General features: G+C 46.0%; 15 protein-coding genes. 6 read left to right on the top strand and 9 right to left on the bottom strand.

From position 1 onward, the window contains the following. Positions 1–134: 134 nt before the first annotated feature. Together CIK88_RS10455 and fabG are read left to right on the top strand one after the other, a co-directional pair. On the top strand, positions 135–737 hold the full coding sequence (locus tag CIK88_RS10455; RefSeq protein ID WP_094391643.1) for a TetR/AcrR family transcriptional regulator: 603 nt from the start codon (positions 135–137) through the stop codon (positions 735–737). Positions 738–795: 58 nt separating this feature from the next. Beyond that, on the top strand, positions 796–1,554 hold the full coding sequence (fabG, locus tag CIK88_RS10450; RefSeq protein WP_094391644.1) for a 3-oxoacyl-[acyl-carrier-protein] reductase: 759 nt from the start codon (positions 796–798) through the stop codon (positions 1,552–1,554). A 92-nt stretch (positions 1,555–1,646) separates the two neighbouring features. Here the strand turns inward: fabG and CIK88_RS10445 are convergent, their stop codons facing one another. The 6 genes from CIK88_RS10445 to CIK88_RS10420 are packed head-to-tail and all read right to left on the bottom strand — an operon-like array spanning position 1,647 to position 7,934. Then, positions 1,647–2,357: a LytTR family DNA-binding domain-containing protein gene (locus CIK88_RS10445; RefSeq protein ID WP_094436311.1), complete on the bottom strand. Its 711-nt coding sequence runs from the start codon at positions 2,355–2,357 to the stop codon at positions 1,647–1,649. Continuing rightward, a complete protein-coding gene (locus tag CIK88_RS10440; protein WP_254046887.1) occupies positions 2,354–3,358 on the bottom strand; it encodes a sensor histidine kinase in 1,005 nt (334 codons plus the stop codon). Before CIK88_RS10440 ends, CIK88_RS10445 begins: the two co-directional genes overlap by 4 nt. Next, positions 3,351–4,571 (bottom strand): ABC transporter permease, encoded by a 1,221-nt coding sequence (locus tag CIK88_RS10435; protein ID WP_094436309.1) that lies wholly within the window; start codon positions 4,569–4,571, stop codon positions 3,351–3,353. The genes CIK88_RS10440 and CIK88_RS10435 overlap by 8 nt, the downstream gene beginning before the upstream one ends. A 32-nt stretch (positions 4,572–4,603) precedes the next feature. Further along, positions 4,604–5,362 carry an ABC transporter ATP-binding protein gene (locus CIK88_RS10430; protein WP_094391647.1) on the bottom strand — a complete coding sequence of 253 codons (759 nt, stop codon included), beginning with the start codon at positions 5,360–5,362 and terminating at the stop codon, positions 4,604–4,606. 5 nt (positions 5,363–5,367) lie between these two features. Beyond that, positions 5,368–6,555 (bottom strand): efflux RND transporter periplasmic adaptor subunit, encoded by a 1,188-nt coding sequence (locus tag CIK88_RS10425; protein WP_094436307.1) that lies wholly within the window; start codon positions 6,553–6,555, stop codon positions 5,368–5,370. A gap of 41 nt (positions 6,556–6,596) precedes the next feature. Beyond that, complete coding sequence (locus tag CIK88_RS10420; protein WP_094436305.1) at positions 6,597–7,934, bottom strand: TolC family protein; 1,338 nt, start codon at positions 7,932–7,934, stop codon at positions 6,597–6,599. 761 nt (positions 7,935–8,695) lie between these two features. Between CIK88_RS10420 and CIK88_RS10415 the strand changes: the two genes are divergently transcribed. From CIK88_RS10415 to CIK88_RS10400, 4 genes are read left to right on the top strand one after another with little or no spacing between them, the layout of a single operon-like run. Further along, positions 8,696–9,526, top strand: coding sequence for a prephenate dehydratase (locus CIK88_RS10415; protein WP_094391650.1), 831 nt, complete (start codon positions 8,696–8,698; stop codon positions 9,524–9,526). A 38-nt stretch (positions 9,527–9,564) separates the two neighbouring features. Next, on the top strand, positions 9,565–10,731 hold the full coding sequence (locus CIK88_RS10410) for a pyridoxal phosphate-dependent aminotransferase (protein WP_094436303.1): 1,167 nt from the start codon (positions 9,565–9,567) through the stop codon (positions 10,729–10,731). A gap of 51 nt (positions 10,732–10,782) precedes the next feature. Next, entirely contained in the window at positions 10,783–11,847 is a 1,065-nt protein-coding gene (locus CIK88_RS10405) for a bifunctional 3-deoxy-7-phosphoheptulonate synthase/chorismate mutase type II (RefSeq protein WP_094391652.1), read from the top strand. Next, entirely contained in the window at positions 11,844–12,641 is a 798-nt protein-coding gene (locus CIK88_RS10400; protein WP_094436301.1) for a prephenate dehydrogenase/arogenate dehydrogenase family protein, read from the top strand. Before CIK88_RS10405 ends, CIK88_RS10400 begins: the two co-directional genes overlap by 4 nt. Positions 12,642–12,789: 148 nt before the next feature. On the opposite strand, the gene CIK88_RS10395 is transcribed toward CIK88_RS10400, so the two are convergent. Genes CIK88_RS10395 through CIK88_RS10385 form a run of 3 tightly spaced genes read right to left on the bottom strand, consistent with a single transcriptional unit; the run spans position 12,790 to position 16,731 of the window. Further along, a complete protein-coding gene (locus tag CIK88_RS10395) occupies positions 12,790–14,088 on the bottom strand; it encodes a serine dehydratase subunit alpha family protein (protein ID WP_094436299.1) in 1,299 nt (432 codons plus the stop codon). 26 nt (positions 14,089–14,114) lie between these two features. Continuing rightward, complete coding sequence (gene ispE, locus CIK88_RS10390; protein WP_094436297.1) at positions 14,115–14,957, bottom strand: 4-(cytidine 5'-diphospho)-2-C-methyl-D-erythritol kinase; 843 nt, start codon at positions 14,955–14,957, stop codon at positions 14,115–14,117. A gap of 46 nt (positions 14,958–15,003) precedes the next feature. After that, complete coding sequence (locus CIK88_RS10385) at positions 15,004–16,731, bottom strand: AAA family ATPase (RefSeq protein ID WP_094436295.1); 1,728 nt, start codon at positions 16,729–16,731, stop codon at positions 15,004–15,006. Positions 16,732–16,747: the final 16 nt, after the last annotated feature.

The raw sequence follows: 16,747 nt of genomic DNA, 5'->3' as shown, positions 1-16,747 counted from the left end.
TTTTATGCGATAATTTTTTGATTTTCCTCCAAATAGAACAAAATAACGGAAATTGTTTGCACAATAGAAAAGAAATGTGTAATTTTGCACACGTATGCATACATGTGCAATAGAAAAATAGGAGGAGTCATACTATGTCAATATCAAAGACGCGACAAAAATTAGTAGATGTAGCCCGTCAGTTGTTTGCCAAAAACGGAATGGAAAACACGACGATGAACGACATTGCCATTGCCTCTGGCAAAGGACGTCGCACGCTATATACCTATTTTAAATCCAAGGAAGATATTTATTTTGCTGTCATTGAGTGCGAACTGGAGCGCCTGTCTGATAAATTGGATGAGGTAGCTGCTAAGCGTATCCGTCCACAGGATAAGGTGATAGAATTGATATACACCCATCTGAGTATGATCCGTGAGACGGTGGTGCGTAACGGTAATCTACGTGCTGAGTTTTTCCGTAATATATGGATGGTGGAGAAGGTGCGTAAGAACTTTGATGATGCAGAAGTGGAATTGTTCCGTAAGGTATATACAGAGGGCAAGGAGGCAGGCGAGTTTGACATAGAAAACGTAGATCTTGTAGCTGACATCACCCACTATTGTATCAAGGGACTTGAAGTGCCTTATATCTATGGTCGTATTGCCCATGGAATGACAGAAGAAGCCACCAAACCTCAGGTTGCCAAATTTGTGTATGGCGCATTGGGAAACTTCAAGAAGAACAGTGACCGATGATTTGACAGGAATAGTAACACTAACAATAAAACATATAACATAAACAAATAAACACATTATGGGATTATTAACAGGAAAGACTGCCCTCATTACAGGTGCAGCACGTGGTATCGGCAAAGCCGTTGCTATGAAATTTGCCCAGGAAGGCGCTAACATTGCATTTACAGATCTTGTACTCAACGATGATATGGCTGCAGGCCTTGAGGCTACCCGCAAGGAAATTGAGGCTCTTGGCGTGAAATGTAATGCCTATGCAGGAAATGCTGCTGACTTTGCAGAGACAGAGGCTGTGGTCAACAAAATCAAGGAGGATTTCGGTTCTATTGATGTACTGGTGAACAATGCCGGTATCACCAAGGATGGTCTGATGCTCCGTATGACAGAGGCCCAGTGGGATGCAGTATTGAATGTCAATCTGAAATCAGCTTTCAACTTCATTCATGCTTGCGCTCCTATCATGTTGCGCCAGCGTAAGGGTTCTATCATCAATATGTCGAGTGTGGTAGGTGTACACGGTAATGCAGGCCAGTGTAACTACTCTGCTTCTAAAGCAGGTATGATTGGTTTGGCAAAGTCTATTGCTCAGGAACTCGGTCCTAAGGGTGTACGTGCCAATGCCGTAGCTCCTGGTTTCATTGAGACTGCCATGACGGCACAACTGCCAGAAGAGATTCGTAAGGACTGGATGAAGAAGATTCCTCTCCGTCGTGGCGGACAGGTAGAAGATATCGCTAATGTTTGTCTGTTCCTGGCTTCTGATATGTCAAGCTATGTATCAGGTCAGGTGATTCAGATTGACGGTGGTATGAATATGTAACAATCTAATTATTACGCTATAAAAAACGCAGACTCCTTTGTTGGGAGCCTGCTTTTTTGTTGGTATGCCCGATGGCAATCGTGCTGTGCATCTTATGCCAGCGTATGCGCATCGATATACTGTTGAACGTTGTCTTTGTAGGATTCAGATACGGGGATAAACTCCTTGCCGAAGACGATACGGAAGCGGTCGATAGATTCCGCCTTGCTCATGTGCACGATATAGGAGCGGTGTGTGCGCTGGAACTCCGGTCTGGGAAGGAACTCTTCGAGTTTCTTCATGTTCATGAGTGACATGATTTTCCTACCGTCGTCGAGATAGAAGCGGACATAGTCTTTGAGTCCTTCAACATACAGGATGTTGTCGAGGTCAATGCGTACCAATTTATAATCGCTCTTGACAAAGATAAAGCGGTCGCGCATATAAGTCTCTTGTTTGCGGAATACCCTGAACCATTCCAGCGCTTTGTTGGCAGCAACCAGGAAGTCTTCGTAGGCAATGGGTTTGAGCAGATAGTCGAGTGCCTTAACCTTATAGCCATCCAGGGCATACTGTTGGAAAGCGGTGGTGAAAATGATTTTTGTTGTTTTAGGAACGATTCTGGCAAATTCTATGCCTGACAGTTCTGGCATCTGGATATCGAGAAAGAGCAGGTCAACAGGATTGTCGCGTAGCACCTTCATAGCCTCGATAGCGCTTCCATACGAACCTTGTAGTTCGAGAAATGGTGTCTTTTCGGCATAACTCTTCAGGAGTTCAATTGCCAACGGTTCATCGTCGATGATAGCACAAGTGATGTTCATAATTTAATTGTAATGGTAGAATGATACATTTTTTGATTATCGTTAACGCCATGCGTCCATTCATAGCGTCCTTTATAAGCCAGTTCCAATCGTCGTCTTACAAGTTCGAGTCCCACGCCGTGTCCACTCCTGTCAGTTGAAGTCTTGGGGTGGTTGGAGTTGACGATGTCGCAGACGATTTGTCTGTCATTGGCTTGGATGGTAATATTGATGGTACAGGGAACGGCAGGTTTTACTCCATGTTTGAAGGCGTTCTCCACCAGTGAGATGAAGATCATTGGAGCCACTTTCTGTTGTTCGTTGGTGATATGAAACAAGGTATTGACTTCTACCGACGGCCCCTGACGCAGTTTCATGAGTCGGATATAGTTTTTTAGGAACTCCACCTCATCGCGCAGTTCTATCTCCGATCGCTGATAGTCATAGAGAATGTGTCGTAACATCTTAGAGAGATCTTGTATCGCCTCCTGTGCCTTCTGGGTATTGATAGCAGTCAGCGCATAGATGTTGTTGAGCGTGTTGAGCAGGAAATGAGGATTGATCTGTGAACGAAGATTGCTCAGTTCAGCCTCTTTTCGTGCCTCTTCTGCTGTCTGCCACTGCAAGGCGAGATGAAGTAGGGTGGCAATTGCCGCCGCAATGACGAGGTTGACAATGTCGCGTATGACAAAAGCAATGGTCAATATCAACGGCGGTTCCCTGTGGTTATGTCCCAGCATGTCGTGTGACAGACTCATCCAGAGGTGAAGGGCAATGCCGAGCACGATGACTATGAAGGTATTGGTCACAAAGAACTGCGTGCGGTGTCCTGTTACGAAATACCTTGGGGTGAGCCATAGGTAATCGATATAGAACACAGCCATGAATGTCAGCGGTACCGTTGTGGTCAGCATAAACTGACTGACGGACATACCTCTGCCATGATTCATGAACATCAGCGGTAAAAGGATGATAACAATCCAGATGGCGATGTGGATGAGAATCTCTAAACGTTTATTCATGTCGAATAGCTTCTATTGGGTCCATATTAGCAGCCTTCTGTGCCGGAATGTAGCCGAAGAGCACACCGATGCAGACACAGACAAAGAATGATACGTAGATGCTCCATGCAGGAACACTTGACGGCATATTGAACATCGGTACGATAAATTCGCTTGCCGAGCATCCTACGAGTATGCCGAGTAGTCCACCTGTTACAGAGATGAGTACGGATTCTATCAAGAACTGCAATGAGATGACCGGTCCTGTGGCTCCCACAGCCATACGCAATCCAATCTCCTTGGTGCGTTCGGTCACGCTGACCAGCATGATATTCATGATACCGATACCAGCCACAAGGAGTGAGAAGGCAGCAGCCACCACGAGGATGATGGTCACGGTATCCATGGTGGATGACATGGTCTCCATCATCTCAGCCTGTGAACGGATGGTGAAATCATCGGCAGCATCACCTTTCAGTTTGTGGTTGTCGCGAAGAATCTGTGTGAGTTCTTCGATGGCCGCATCGCTCAGTTCTTCGGTAATTGCCGAACACACAATGCTGGAGAACCACGTCTGTGCCGCGATGCGTTTCATGACGGTAGAATAGGGAGCGATGATGACGTTGTCCTGGTCCATACCCCAGTTGTTGTAGCCTTTCGACTTCAGTACGCCGATGATGCGCATCGGTATGGATTTGAAGCGGATAGTCTTGCCGATGACATCAGCCCCTTCTCCATAGAGTTCCTTGACGATGGTAGTACCAACGACACACACCTTAGCCGCCTTTTTGATATCCTCCTGTGTAAAGCAGTCGCCCTGTTCTATGGTCCATTGCTTGATGTCGAGGTATTCCGGACTTTCTCCATATACCGTAGTATTGGTATTGCTGTTGCCATAGATAGCCTGTCCGCTTGCTGTGACCTCAGGAGAAACATTCGTCACATATTTTTTCTCGCGCATGATGCGTTCATAGTCAGCCATCTTCAAGGTTTGCATGCTTGACGGGTCCTGGCGTACGCCGCCACGCATATCAGCCCCCGGTCGGATATTGATCAGGTTGGTGCCCATGGTAGAGAGTTCCGCACGGATACTCTCTTTAGATCCCTGTCCGATAGACATCATGATGATGACCGCTGCCACACCGATGATGATGCCAAGCATGGAGAGGAAGGATCGCATCTTGTTGTTGGCGACAGCCCTGATACTGACTTTGAAAAGATTGAGTATGTTCATAATCTGATGGGTTCAATATATAGTATGTGAGTTTAATCGTCTTGCGGTTTCGGTAATGCAGCGAGTGCTTCTGCCGCCGACTTGATATTGGTGTTGATGGTATCTTCACGTATCTTACCGTCACGGAGGTTGATGTTACGACTAGAATACTCCGCAATTTCCGGATTATGGGTCACGAAGATGATGGTATGTCCCTGTCGGTAGAGTTCTTGGAAGAGCACGAGCATCTCAAACGATGTACGCGTATCAAGGTTACCCGTAGCTTCGTCAGCTAAAAGTACGGCAGGGTCGTTGACAAGAGCCCTGGCAATTGCCACACGTTGCATCTGACCACCCGACATCTGATTAGACTTATGGTCCAGACGGTCGCCCAGTCCTACAGCCTGCAGAGCTTTAACGGCAGCCTCACGACGTTGTGCTGCATTATACTTGTTGTTGTACATGAGCGGCAGTTCAACATTCTCTACAGCCGTTGTCTTAGCCAACAGGTTGTAGTTTTGAAACACAAAACCAATCTTGTTGTTGCGCAGGTGTGCCCGTTCCGTCTTCGACATGGTGCGTACAGCCACTCCGTCAAGGAAGTATTCTCCGCTGGTAGGTGTGTCGAGACATCCCAACTGGTTGAGGAGTGTAGATTTTCCAGAACCCGATGTGCCCTGAATGGTGACAAACTCGCCCTCATAGATTTTGAAGGAGACACCCCTTAGTGCCTTCACCGTCTCACTTCCTACCTGGAAGTAACGTTTCACATTCTGCAGTTCGATGACTGTTTTTCTTTTCTCTTCAGCCATAGTACTTACTTCTTCTGGTTGTTTTTCTTGTTGTCGCGTGGTTTAGGCATGAAGGGATTCCTTGCCTGCTGGTCTTGGCCTTCAGCCTCGTTACCACCCATGATATTGAAATCAATCAAAACCTCAGTACCCTCTTTGATGCCACCGGTAATCTCTGTTGTAGTACCGTTGGTTGTACCAATCTCAACGGCATGAGCCTTGAAGACATTATTTTCGAGTGTCCACACCTTGTGATCACCCTTGCAATCTGCAATGGTCTGTCCTTCTTGCAGCAGGGTTTCGTTGGGTGTAAAGCGTAATGCCTTGGCAGGTACAGCCGTAACATTTTTCTTCTCCAGTGTGAAGATGGTGACATTGGCAGTCAGTCCCGGTTTCAGTTTCAGATCTTTGTTTGGTGCCGAGATCACCACTTCGTAAGTCACGACATTACTCTCAGTAGTAGCCTGTTGGCGAACCTGAGTCACTTCACCTTCAAACAAGTCATCGGGGAAGGCATCCACTGTGAATGTCACGCGTTGTCCCTCTTTTACACCACCTATGTCAGCCTCGTCGATATCGGCAATCACGCGCATGTCGGTCAAGTCTTTGGCAATAGTGAACAGTTCAGGTGTGTTGAATGATGCCGCAACGGTCTGTCCCTCTTCTACCGATTTGGACAGCACCACACCATCAATAGGTGAGGTGATCGTGGCATAGCCCAGGTTGGTTTGTGCCTTCTGTACATTCTCTTTGGCTGAAACCACCTGCTGTCGAGCCTTGTCATAGGAAAGACGCGCATTCTCATAGTCATCCGCACTAACCAGTCCCTTCTGATACAAGGTTTTGTATCTTCCGAAGTTAGTCTTTTCGTAGTTCAGCGTGCTCTGTGCACTCGACAGGTTAGCCTTAGCTGTATTCAGTTCGCTGATGAGGTTGGTCTTATCGAGTTCAGCGATGACCTGTCCTTTTTTCACCACCGAGTTGTAATCCACATAGAGTTTAGAGACGATACCGCTAACCTGAGTACCCACGGTAACAGAAGTCACAGGTTCTATGGTACCAGTTGCTGTGACGGTATTCTCAATATTCTGGCGTTCCACCTTTGCGGTTGTGTATGTCACTTTCTGTTCCTTTTTGTTGCCTGTCAGCAAGAAAGCCACTATGGCGATGAGTACTATAGCAGCTGCTGCTATACCTATTTTCTTGATATTCATATTGTTGTGGTATTATGTTTCTGTTAGATATGTTGTTTATGTTATAATGTCATTTTCTCGCCTTGGTAGAAGCGGAGTAACTGACGGTTGAGGATAGTGGTGTATTTCGCCTGCAATTTATTTTGTTGTGACGAGAGCAACCGGTCTTTTCCAGTCATCAGTTCAACGATGTTTTTGAGACCGAGCCGAAACTGCTCTTCGAGCAAGTCATAGCTTGCCTGTTCACTCTCAACGGTAGTCAATGCCGTTTTGAATTTCTGTTGGTTTGTTTCAGCGTCGAGCCAGTAGCCTTCGATGGTGGCATAGAGTTGCTTCTGTTGGTCGAGCAGTTCCAGTTGAGCCTGTTCCCGTTGGATACGTGCCTTATTGACAGCTGTTTTTGTCTTTCTGTTATCGAAGAGCGGTACGCTAACAGAAGCACCCACCGAAGCATCGAAATTTGTTTTAATCTGCTTGTCCCAGTTTTGAGAGCTCATCGATGCCGTACTGGTGCCCACACCTCCGTTGATGCTGATGGTAGGCATGGCACCAGCCTTGGCGATATTCATCTGTATGTCGCTTTGTTTCAATCCCAGTTGTGCATTTTTGATTTCCGGTCTTCCGCCCAGAGCTGTCTCATAGACCGTAGATAGAGCAGGAATTTCAGCTAAAGCCTGTTCGTCGCCTGCTGTTAGCATTTCGATGTCAAAAGCCTCATCTCCTGTGAGTTCCAGTAGTTGCTTCAACTGTAGCTTATAGTTAGCGATATTGCTCTCAGCCTCTACGATGGTATATTCGTCGGCAGCCCGTTGTGCTGTGAGTTGTGCGAGGTCAGCCTTTGCCATTTTACCCACCTCAACCATTTCTTTACCACGTTGCTCGTTCCTTTTACTAGTTTCGAGACTTTGTTTATTGACCTCCACGGCTTCGTTCATATATAGGATCTGCACATAGAGCTGAGCAATCCGCTCTTGAATATTGTTAGCGGTCGTTTCGGTTTGCAGTTCTGCCTGTTGTTCGCTAACCTCGCCGAGTTTCACTTGATTCCGGTTTTGGTTTCCGTTCCATACCGTCCATTGTGCGTTGATGCCATAGCTTCCATTATAATAGGTCTTGTTGACCTTCGAGTTTACCGTACCGTTTGTCACGGTAGCGACACCATTTTCCAGCCACGGTCTGTAGCCAAATGATTGGTTTGTTGATGCCGACAGCGATGGCAGTAGTGCCGCTTTAGCCTGTTTGCGTTCCTCCGTAGCCGATTGTTTTTGCAATTTCGCCTGTTGTAGGGTAATGTTGTTCTGTAACGCATAGTCTATACACTCAGTCAGCGTCCATTTTTTCTGGGCGCTGGCCGATAGCGCTATAGCTATTGCCGTTACCATTAGTGTTGTCCTTTTCATACCTTAATTAATATATATGCCTATGATTACTTGTGTTGTATTTTCACGTTGCAAAATTAGACAGAATATCTGATATATAAAAATGTGATAGACGTTTCGTTCCAGTTAGTAGAAAGTATCTTCTTATTCTTCGATATTTTCCTTTGTTTTAACGATTCTTTAGAATAGCGGTTGCGTGAGTCCTTTCATTATATTTTCAGCTCGGCTCTCGGCTTCGGGATGAATACGGGATGCCTTGACCTATGGTCGAGTCATTTTTGCCTCGGCATAACCAAAAAGTGAACTTTAGTCTTTGCTCTCGGCTTCGGGATGCCTTCGGAACATAACCATTCTTTGTACGTAAACAGTAAGTCCCGAGTAAGTTCCAAGTAAGTCCCAGAAACTGCGTTGAAAATGGGAGGAGGATGGGATAAGCATCCTTGAAACATATCAGAAAGATGAAGTTTGGTCAAAAGCGAAACTATAATATATAAATAAGGTGAATCATAAGAAAAATAAGAAATTCACATCTCTTTGGTATATTTTCCATTAAAATGTTTGCATAATTGGTGGAAATATTATACTTTTGCAAGCGTTAATATTTAAAAACAAGAAATATGTTAGACAACAAGGCATTCTTTTACGGTTATTACTTTTACTTTACAGGATACTGTGAAGCGGTTGGCCGTAACTTGAAATGAACTAACAACGAACGATAATAAGGTCCCGCTTCACTTACATGTGAAAGCGGGATTTCTTTTAATATAAAGATAAAAAAGATAATGAAAAGAATCGCAATACAAGGAATCATAGGATCGTTTCATGATATGGCAGCACACCTGTATTTTGAAGGAGAACAGATACAACTCGTTTGCTGCGCCACCTTCGAGGAGGTGTTTGAGCATATGAAGCAGGATCCTACCATGATAGGAATGACAGCTATAGAAAATACTATTGCCGGTTCGCTACTCCATAATTACGAACTGTTACGTTCGTCGGGAGCAACCGTAGTAGGGGAATACAAACTGCATATCTCACATTGCATCTGCTGTCTGCCTGACGATTCGTGGGACACCATTACAGAGGTACACTCACATCCTGTTGCATTAATGCAATGCAGACAGTTTCTGGCACAACATCCTAACATCAAAAATGTGGAAGGCGAAGATACAGCAGGAAGTGCCAAGGATATCAAGGAACATCAACATCACGGATGGGCAGCCATCTGTAGTGCTGAGGCTGCCAAACTCTACGGACTGAAGATACTGGAAGACCATATTGAAGACAACAAGCATAACTTCACACGTTTCCTGGTCACTTGTCAGCCACAGAAAGCAGACTTCCTCAGACCCTTGGAGAAAGCCAACAAGGCAAGTCTGGTATTCTCATTACCTCACGAGGAAGGTTCGCTCTCTCAGGTGCTCAGCATACTTTCGTTCTATAAGATCAACCTCACGAAGATACAGTCGCTCCCGGTCATCGGACACGAATGGGAATACCTGTTCTATGTGGATGTGACCTACAACAGTCTTACACGGTATAGACAGGCCGTTGACGCTATTATGCCTTTGACCAAGGAACTCACCGTACTGGGCGAATATCGAGAGAATTGACAGACAGAAATTTACTTGAACAATAACAATAACACGTCATGATACAACCAGCAGACAGACTTACACTCGTTAGTGAATACTATTTCAGCCGAAAACTCAAAGAAGTGGCTGCACTCAACGCACAAGGTATGGATATTATCAGCCTTGCCATTGGAAGTCCGGATATGCCCCCGTCACCACAGACTATTGACAAGCTCTGTGAGGTGGCCAAACAGCCAGACGCGCATGGCTATCAACCGACCATGGGAACGCCAGAACTAAGACAGGCGATGGCAGGATTCTATAATAGATGGTATGGAGTGCAACTCAATCCTCAAACTGAAGTATTGCCACTCATCGGTTCGAAAGAGGGCATTCTCCATGTGACGCTCGCCTTCGTCAATCCTGGCGATGAAGTCCTCGTACCCAATCCAGGTTATCCTACCTATACCTCGCTGAGCAAACTCCTTGGAGCAAAGGTGGTCAACTACAATCTTGTGGAGGCCAATGGATGGCAACCGGATTTCGACGAACTGGAGCAGATGGACCTCAGCAAGGTGAAACTCATGTGGACCAATTATCCCAATATGCCCACAGGAGGAAATGCAAGGCGCGAAACCTATGAAAGACTGGTTGACTTTGCCAAGAAACACCATATCGTAGTGGTCAACGACAATCCCTATTCCTTTATCCTCAATGAAGAACACCTCTCAATTCTTCAGGTAGAGGGAGCAAAAGACTGTTGTATCGAGTTCAACTCCATGTCGAAATCACACAATATGCCAGGATGGCGCGTAGGACTCTGTGCTACCAACGCTCAGTTTATATCATGGATTCTGAAGGTGAAGAGTAATGTAGACAGTGGAACATTCAGAGGACTGCAACTGGCTGCCGCAACAGCCTTCGACAATAGCGACGAATGGCATCAAGAGGCAAATATCGACACCTATCGCCGTCGCCGACACTATGCAGAGCAGATTATGGAAACGCTCCATTGCAGTTACGATCCCCATCAGGTAGGAATGTTTCTGTGGGGAAAAATACCTGATCAGTATGATGATGTGGAACAGTTGACAGAAAAGGTACTCCATGATGCACGGGTATTCATTACACCAGGATTCATCTTTGGATCCAACGGCAAACGTTATATTCGCATCTCCCTCTGTGCCAAAGAGGAAAAACTACAGGAGGCACTAACACGTATTGCAGATATGATGAGAAAATAAGCTATTTAGCAGTAAATAATAAATAACAGATAAAAACAAAAACAAGATATTATGGAATTGGAATTAGAACCTTTGAGACTTCCGAGTGACAACGAACGTCCCTTCGTCATTGCAGGACCTTGTAGTGCAGAGACAGAAGAGCAGGTGATGACCACAGCACGACAACTGGCCAATTACGGATGCCACATGTTTCGTGCAGGAATATGGAAACCCAGAACAAAGCCAGGAGGATTTGAGGGTAACGGAGAAAAAGCGTTGCCATGGATGCAACAGGTGAAAAAGGAAACAGGCATGTTGACAGCCACAGAAGTTGCAACGCCAGAACATGTGGAACTCGCTCTGAAATATGGTATCGACGTGTTGTGGGTAGGAGCAAGAACCACAGCAAACCCCTTTGCCATGCAAGCCCTCGCAGATGCGTTGAAAGGTACAGACGTGCCCGTATTGGTGAAAAATCCAACCAACCCAGATCTCGAATTATGGATAGGAGCACTGGAACGCCTCAATCTTGCAGGCATCAAGAGGCTCGGAGCCATTCATCGCGGATTCTCAAGCTACGACAATAAGATTTACCGTAACTTGCCCACGTGGCAGATTCCCATCGAGCTGCACAGACGCATTCCCGATCTTCCTATCGTCAACGACCCCAGTCATATCGGAGGACGACGCGAACTGATTGCTCCGCTCTGTCAACAAGCCATGGACCTTGGTTTTGACGGACTGATTGTAGAAAGCCATTGCGATCCAGACAAGGCATGGAGCGACGCTAAACAGCAGGTGACTCCCGATGTTCTTGACTACATCCTCTCGTTGCTCGTTATACGTGATGAAACTGTCACCACAGAGGGTATCGTACAACTCCGCAAGCAGATTGACGAGATAGACAACCAGCTCATGGAAATGCTCTCAAAACGTATGCGTGTCTGCCGTGAGATAGGTCACTACAAGAAAGAACACAACATGACCGTACTTCAGACATCACGTTATAACGAAATCCTCGACAAACGAGGTGCACAAGGTGCACTCTGCGGCATGGCACCAGAGTTTGTTGCCAAGGTATTTGAAAACATTCACGAAGAATCAGTAAGACAACAGATAGAAATCATCAACAAATGAAAATACTCGTATTAGGGGCAGGAAAGATGGGGAGCTTCTTCATAGACCTGCTGAGCTTTGACCATGAAGTGGCGGTCTATGAAAAAGACGCCAGGCGAATGCGGTTTACCTATAACTGTCAGCGCTTTGCTGATTTAGAGGAAATCAGACAGTTTAAACCAGAACTCGTCATCAATGCCGTTACCGTGAAATATACTATCGCGGCATTTGAAGAGGTGATGCCTTTCCTCCCGAAGGACTGTATTATCAGCGATATTTCATCGGTTAAAACAGGTCTGAAAGACTTCTATGAAAAGACAGGTCATCCTTATGTTTCTACACACCCGATGTTTGGACCTACATTTGCCAATCTGCAGCAGTTGTCAGAGGAAAATGCCATTATCATCAACGAAGGTGACTATATGGGACGCATCTTCTTCAAGGACCTCTATCAGAAACTGGGACTGAATATCTATGAGTATTCATTTGACGAACACGACAGAACAGTTGCTTACTCCCTCTCTATCCCATTTGTTTCAACCTTCGTCTTTGCTGCCGTTATGAAACATCAGGATGCGCCAGGAACAACGTTCAAGCGTCACATGAAGATTGCTCAAGGGGTTCTCAACGAAGATGATTACCTATTGCAGGAAATCCTTTTCAATCCCTATACCCATGATCAGGTGGCTCAGATTCGCACAGAGTTGAAAGAGTTGCTAGAGATTATCGACAATCGTGATGCTGTGGGCATGAAAGCGTATCTAACAAAAATCAGAGACAACGTGCGACGTGACATAGAAATCAAACATAGTTGATGTCCCATTCTGACGACCGATTGCATATGAAGATATATCTGACAACCAGTCTTATACGATATCAATAAAACACAAGACTGACCTTCATGATAGGCCAGTCTTGTTGGGTTTTATACCGACTGATAAGCGACAATCGTCGTATCGTACGTTATGATTTGTTGGTCATGATAGTCAATACCATTTCATCGGTAGCACACATCGCTTCCTTGCCGATACTCGTCAGGTTGCGGATAGAACAATCCACATCATGGTCTATAATACCTTCTGCTTCGGTGACATGCTTGCCTTCACGAGCCAATAGGGCAGAGAGTAATGCTGTGGAAACACCAGAGCAGATCTTTAATGAACAACTGGGTTTTGCTCCGTCGCAAATCATTCCTGTTAAGTTGGCTATCATATTCTTCACGGAGTGGCAGATATCTGCATATTGGCCGCCCATGAGGTAAGTAATACCGCAACTGGAACCGATACTGGCCACAACACAACCGCAGAGGGCACTCAGTCTGCCGAGACTTTGTTTGATATAGATGGCGGTGAGGTGACTTAACGTTAAGGCACGGATGAGTTCTTCCTCGGTATTCTCATTCTCCTCAGCAAATACTACAACAGGATTGGTGGCACAGATTCCCTGATTGCCCGAACCGCTGTTACTCATTACGGGAATCATAGCACCTCCCATACGAGCGTCACAAGCAGAGGCTGTCTTGGAGATGATATGGGAAAACATGGTATTGCCAAAAATGCCATGGCTGAGTGGACGGTCCATCGTCTTACCTAAACAATGACCATAATTGCCTTTGACAGCTTCGGCAGCCGCACGCATGTTATACTCTTTTGTTTGCAGAATAAAACGGAGTTCGTCTATGGGAGCAGAGATGGAAAAGTCATAGACTGTCTGCATGGTCAAGGAGACGTGTTCTTCACCCTCTTCCGATGTAGCAGGCTTGCGGTGGTCAACAAGGACTTTGTCATCCGTTGCCTGATAGTCGATATTGGTATGGTCGCCTGAGATGATGGCTGTGGCATGATGAGGTAGGGAAGAATCGTCGGAACTACATTCTACCTCGATGTATAGTTTATCGCAAGCGTCAGCCTTGAGACCGATGTTGATATGGTTGTCCTTGACATATTGTTTGCCGAGTTCAAGAGACTGTGCATCAAGGTCTTTCAAGACCTCGAGTTGATAGTCAGAACAGCCAATCAGCGCACCCAAAGCAATGGCAATGGGCAAACCAATCATACCCGTGCCGGGAATTCCTACTCCCATAGCATTTTTTAGAATGTTAGCACTGAGTAGGACATTGATATGGTCGGGAGTTCTACCAAGGAGTTCTGTGGCACGTGCCACACAAAGGGCTACTGCCATAGGTTCTGTGCATCCAACGGCGGGTACAATCTCTCGTTTCATCAGTTCGAGAATCTCGTTTTGTCTAATGGCATCAATCATAAGCTTTGTATTATTGTTTATTCATTTTAGAGTTGCAGACAAGTGGTGAATGTATCGGGTGAGGTGCATGGAAAACTGACAGGCCTACGGAAAAGACCGAAAAGGGCGCTACCGCTACCGCTCATTGCTGCATAGACTGCACCAAGGTTGTAGAGTTGCCTTTTGACGGCAGCCAACTGTGGGTGTGCACGAAAGACACTATATTCGAAATCGTTGACCAGTAGGTCGCGCCATGTTTCCACAGGTTGCGAAACGATATCAAGGCAACAATGTTCAGGATGACGTGGGGTGATATGAGCAAAGGCTTCACGTGTGGGGACAGGGATATTGGGGCGTACCACACAGAGATACCATCCTTTCAAATCCAATGAGATAGGACGTAACCGTTCGCCAATCCCTTCCGCATAAGCAGGTTTGTTGAGAATGAAAAACGGACAGTCGGCTCCAAGTCTTGCAGCCCGTTCTATGAGTTGTGACGCTGTGAGGTTGAGATTTCCCATTCTGTTCAGCAGAGTCAGCATGGCAGCACAGTCACTTGATCCTCCACCCATTCCAGCCTGTGTAGGAATGCCTTTGTAGAGGTGGGTGTGCAGTCGTGGCAATGTTGGAAACTCATCTTTCAACAGATGGTAGGCGCGCACCACCAGATTGCGTTGTTCGTCACCTTCTACGTCAATACCAGTCACCTTCAGGTCGCAGTCAACGGTAGATGGAAAGGCATCGTTCATCTCAGACACTTCAAGAGCATCCATGATAGGGACTGGATAGAACACGGTCTGAAGGTTGTGATATCCATCAGGTCTGCGCTCTACGACATTGAGGCCGAGATTGATTTTTGCTAAAGGGAATATGATGTCTGTATGTTGCATAGTTCATTTGTTTTTTTTTGTATCACACTTACGGGTCCACGTTATTTTATTTCTTCTTCTTCAATACTTTGATACGTCGGCTAGCTTCATGAGCCTCAGGGTATAGTTCAAGCGCTTTCTCATAGTTACGGATGGCGGCATCTGTCATGTGTTCTTTCTCACATTCACGTCCCAATGAGACATATTCTACAGCCAAGCGTTTGAGCATCTCATCACGATCATGTAGTTTGTTGATAGCCTCCTGCCGTTGTTCTTCCAGTTGGGTGATGACAGCGAGTTTTCTGCGGATGAGTCGTTGTGCAGCAGGCCGTTCGATGTCGTAACGACTATGGATGGCGATGAAGAAATGTTTCAGAAATGCTTGAAAATCGCGTTCGTCGAAAGCACTCATGGCCTCCCTGTATTCGTAGTCGGCTTTACTCTCATGGAGGGCTTTGTTGATGAGGCTGCTGTTATTGTATCGCTGAGCGAACGCGATTACTTCGGGTTTGACAAAGATGTCGCTGCGACGAAGTGGCGACTCTAAACAAATGCCTTGCAGGGAGGTGCATCGGCTTAATGCCACATAGGCTTGTCCGCCGGCAAAGGCGCCTCCTGTGAAATCGATACGCACATGACGGAAGGTAAGTCCTTGACTCTTATGAACGGTAATGGCCCATGCCAGTCGGATTGGAAACTGGATGAATGAACCGAGCAATTCCTCTTCTATCTTCTGTTCCTTCTCATTGAAGGTATAGCGCATATTTTCCCAAATGGCACGTTCTACGTCGTGCTCATGACCAGTCTCGTCGCAAATGGTGATGATACCTTCTTCTTCGTCAAGGGCGACGACAACCCCTAAGGTACCATTGACCCATCGGTGTTCTTTGTCGTTCTTGATAAAGATCACCTGTGTGCCAGGTTTCACCTCTAGCGCAATAGGGGCAGGGTAGGAACTCTCAGGAAATTCTCCAAGGACTTTTCCTTTGAAGACGGTAGCTTTGCCTTCAAGAGCTGCCAGTTGTTCGTTGTTGATATGTTCTGCTGTATCTCGACGGGTAGTCAAGGTAATAGCCATCTCGTCTTGGCTGTTATGGAAAGAAGCCCCCAGTCGTTGATTGATGATTCGCAGGTCATGATCCGTTGTGGTATTGCTTCTGATTCGGTCCAGTATGTGGATGAAATCTTCATCCTTTTGCCGATATACTTTCCGTAATTCTATGCTAACGAGATCCATCTTTTGCCAAACGGAGGCAGAGAAGAAATAGGCAGAAGCATAGAATGGTTGCATGAGTTGCCATTCGTCAGACTTCACCACAGGCTGTAACTGGAAGATATCGCCAACGAGTAAGAGTTGTTTGCCTCCGAATGGCTCACGCATATTGTGGCAGTAGATGCGCAATACTTTGTCAATGAAGTCGATGATATCAGAACGAACCATCGATATTTCATCGATGATGATGAGTTCCAACTCACGCAACATCTTGATCGTGTCTCCGCTATATTTCAAACTTTTGCGGATATGGCGTGCATCATACCGGCTGTCGTTAGGAAGAAGCGGGTGGAAAGGAAGTTTGAAGAAACTATGGATTGTCTGTCCTCCTGCGTTGATGGCAGCAATACCTGTTGGTGCGAGGATGACGTGTTTCTTCTTTGTATGTTCAGACACATAACGCAGAAAAGTAGATTTACCCGTGCCTGCCTTCCCAGTAAGGAAAAGCGAGCGACGGGTAAAGTTGACAATCTGGAGTGCCGATTGCCACTCCGCATTGGTAGTGTCTATAGACGATTTCAATACAGAAGGTCTGTTA

The organism is Prevotella sp. P5-50 (genome assembly GCF_002251295.1).
GTDB lineage: Bacteria > Bacteroidota > Bacteroidia > Bacteroidales > Bacteroidaceae > Prevotella.
The sequence above is the reverse complement of the archived record's forward strand: the minus strand, read 5'-3'. Positions and strand labels throughout refer to the sequence as shown.

What these genes read in the sequence shown, in the direction of transcription:
- CIK88_RS10425 (WP_094436307.1), bottom strand. Translation starts at nt 6,555, where the DNA reads ATGAATATCAAGAAAATAGGTATAGCAGCAGCTGCTATAGTACTCATC.
- CIK88_RS10435 (WP_094436309.1), bottom strand. Translation starts at nt 4,571, where the DNA reads ATGAACATACTCAATCTTTTCAAAGTCAGTATCAGGGCTGTCGCCAAC.
- CIK88_RS10400 (WP_094436301.1), top strand. Translation starts at nt 11,844, where the DNA reads ATGAAAATACTCGTATTAGGGGCAGGAAAGATGGGGAGCTTCTTCATA.
- CIK88_RS10420 (WP_094436305.1), bottom strand. Translation starts at nt 7,934, where the DNA reads ATGAAAAGGACAACACTAATGGTAACGGCAATAGCTATAGCGCTATCG.
- CIK88_RS10410 (WP_094436303.1), top strand. Translation starts at nt 9,565, where the DNA reads ATGATACAACCAGCAGACAGACTTACACTCGTTAGTGAATACTATTTC.
- CIK88_RS10455 (WP_094391643.1), top strand. Translation starts at nt 135, where the DNA reads ATGTCAATATCAAAGACGCGACAAAAATTAGTAGATGTAGCCCGTCAG.
- CIK88_RS10405 (WP_094391652.1), top strand. Translation starts at nt 10,783, where the DNA reads ATGGAATTGGAATTAGAACCTTTGAGACTTCCGAGTGACAACGAACGT.
- fabG (WP_094391644.1), top strand. Translation starts at nt 796, where the DNA reads ATGGGATTATTAACAGGAAAGACTGCCCTCATTACAGGTGCAGCACGT.
- CIK88_RS10440 (WP_254046887.1), bottom strand. Translation starts at nt 3,358, where the DNA reads ATGAATAAACGTTTAGAGATTCTCATCCACATCGCCATCTGGATTGTT.
- CIK88_RS10395 (WP_094436299.1), bottom strand. Translation starts at nt 14,088, where the DNA reads ATGATTGATGCCATTAGACAAAACGAGATTCTCGAACTGATGAAACGA.
- CIK88_RS10445 (WP_094436311.1), bottom strand. Translation starts at nt 2,357, where the DNA reads ATGAACATCACTTGTGCTATCATCGACGATGAACCGTTGGCAATTGAA.
- CIK88_RS10415 (WP_094391650.1), top strand. Translation starts at nt 8,696, where the DNA reads ATGAAAAGAATCGCAATACAAGGAATCATAGGATCGTTTCATGATATG.
- CIK88_RS10430 (WP_094391647.1), bottom strand. Translation starts at nt 5,362, where the DNA reads ATGGCTGAAGAGAAAAGAAAAACAGTCATCGAACTGCAGAATGTGAAA.
- ispE (WP_094436297.1), bottom strand. Translation starts at nt 14,957, where the DNA reads ATGCAACATACAGACATCATATTCCCTTTAGCAAAAATCAATCTCGGC.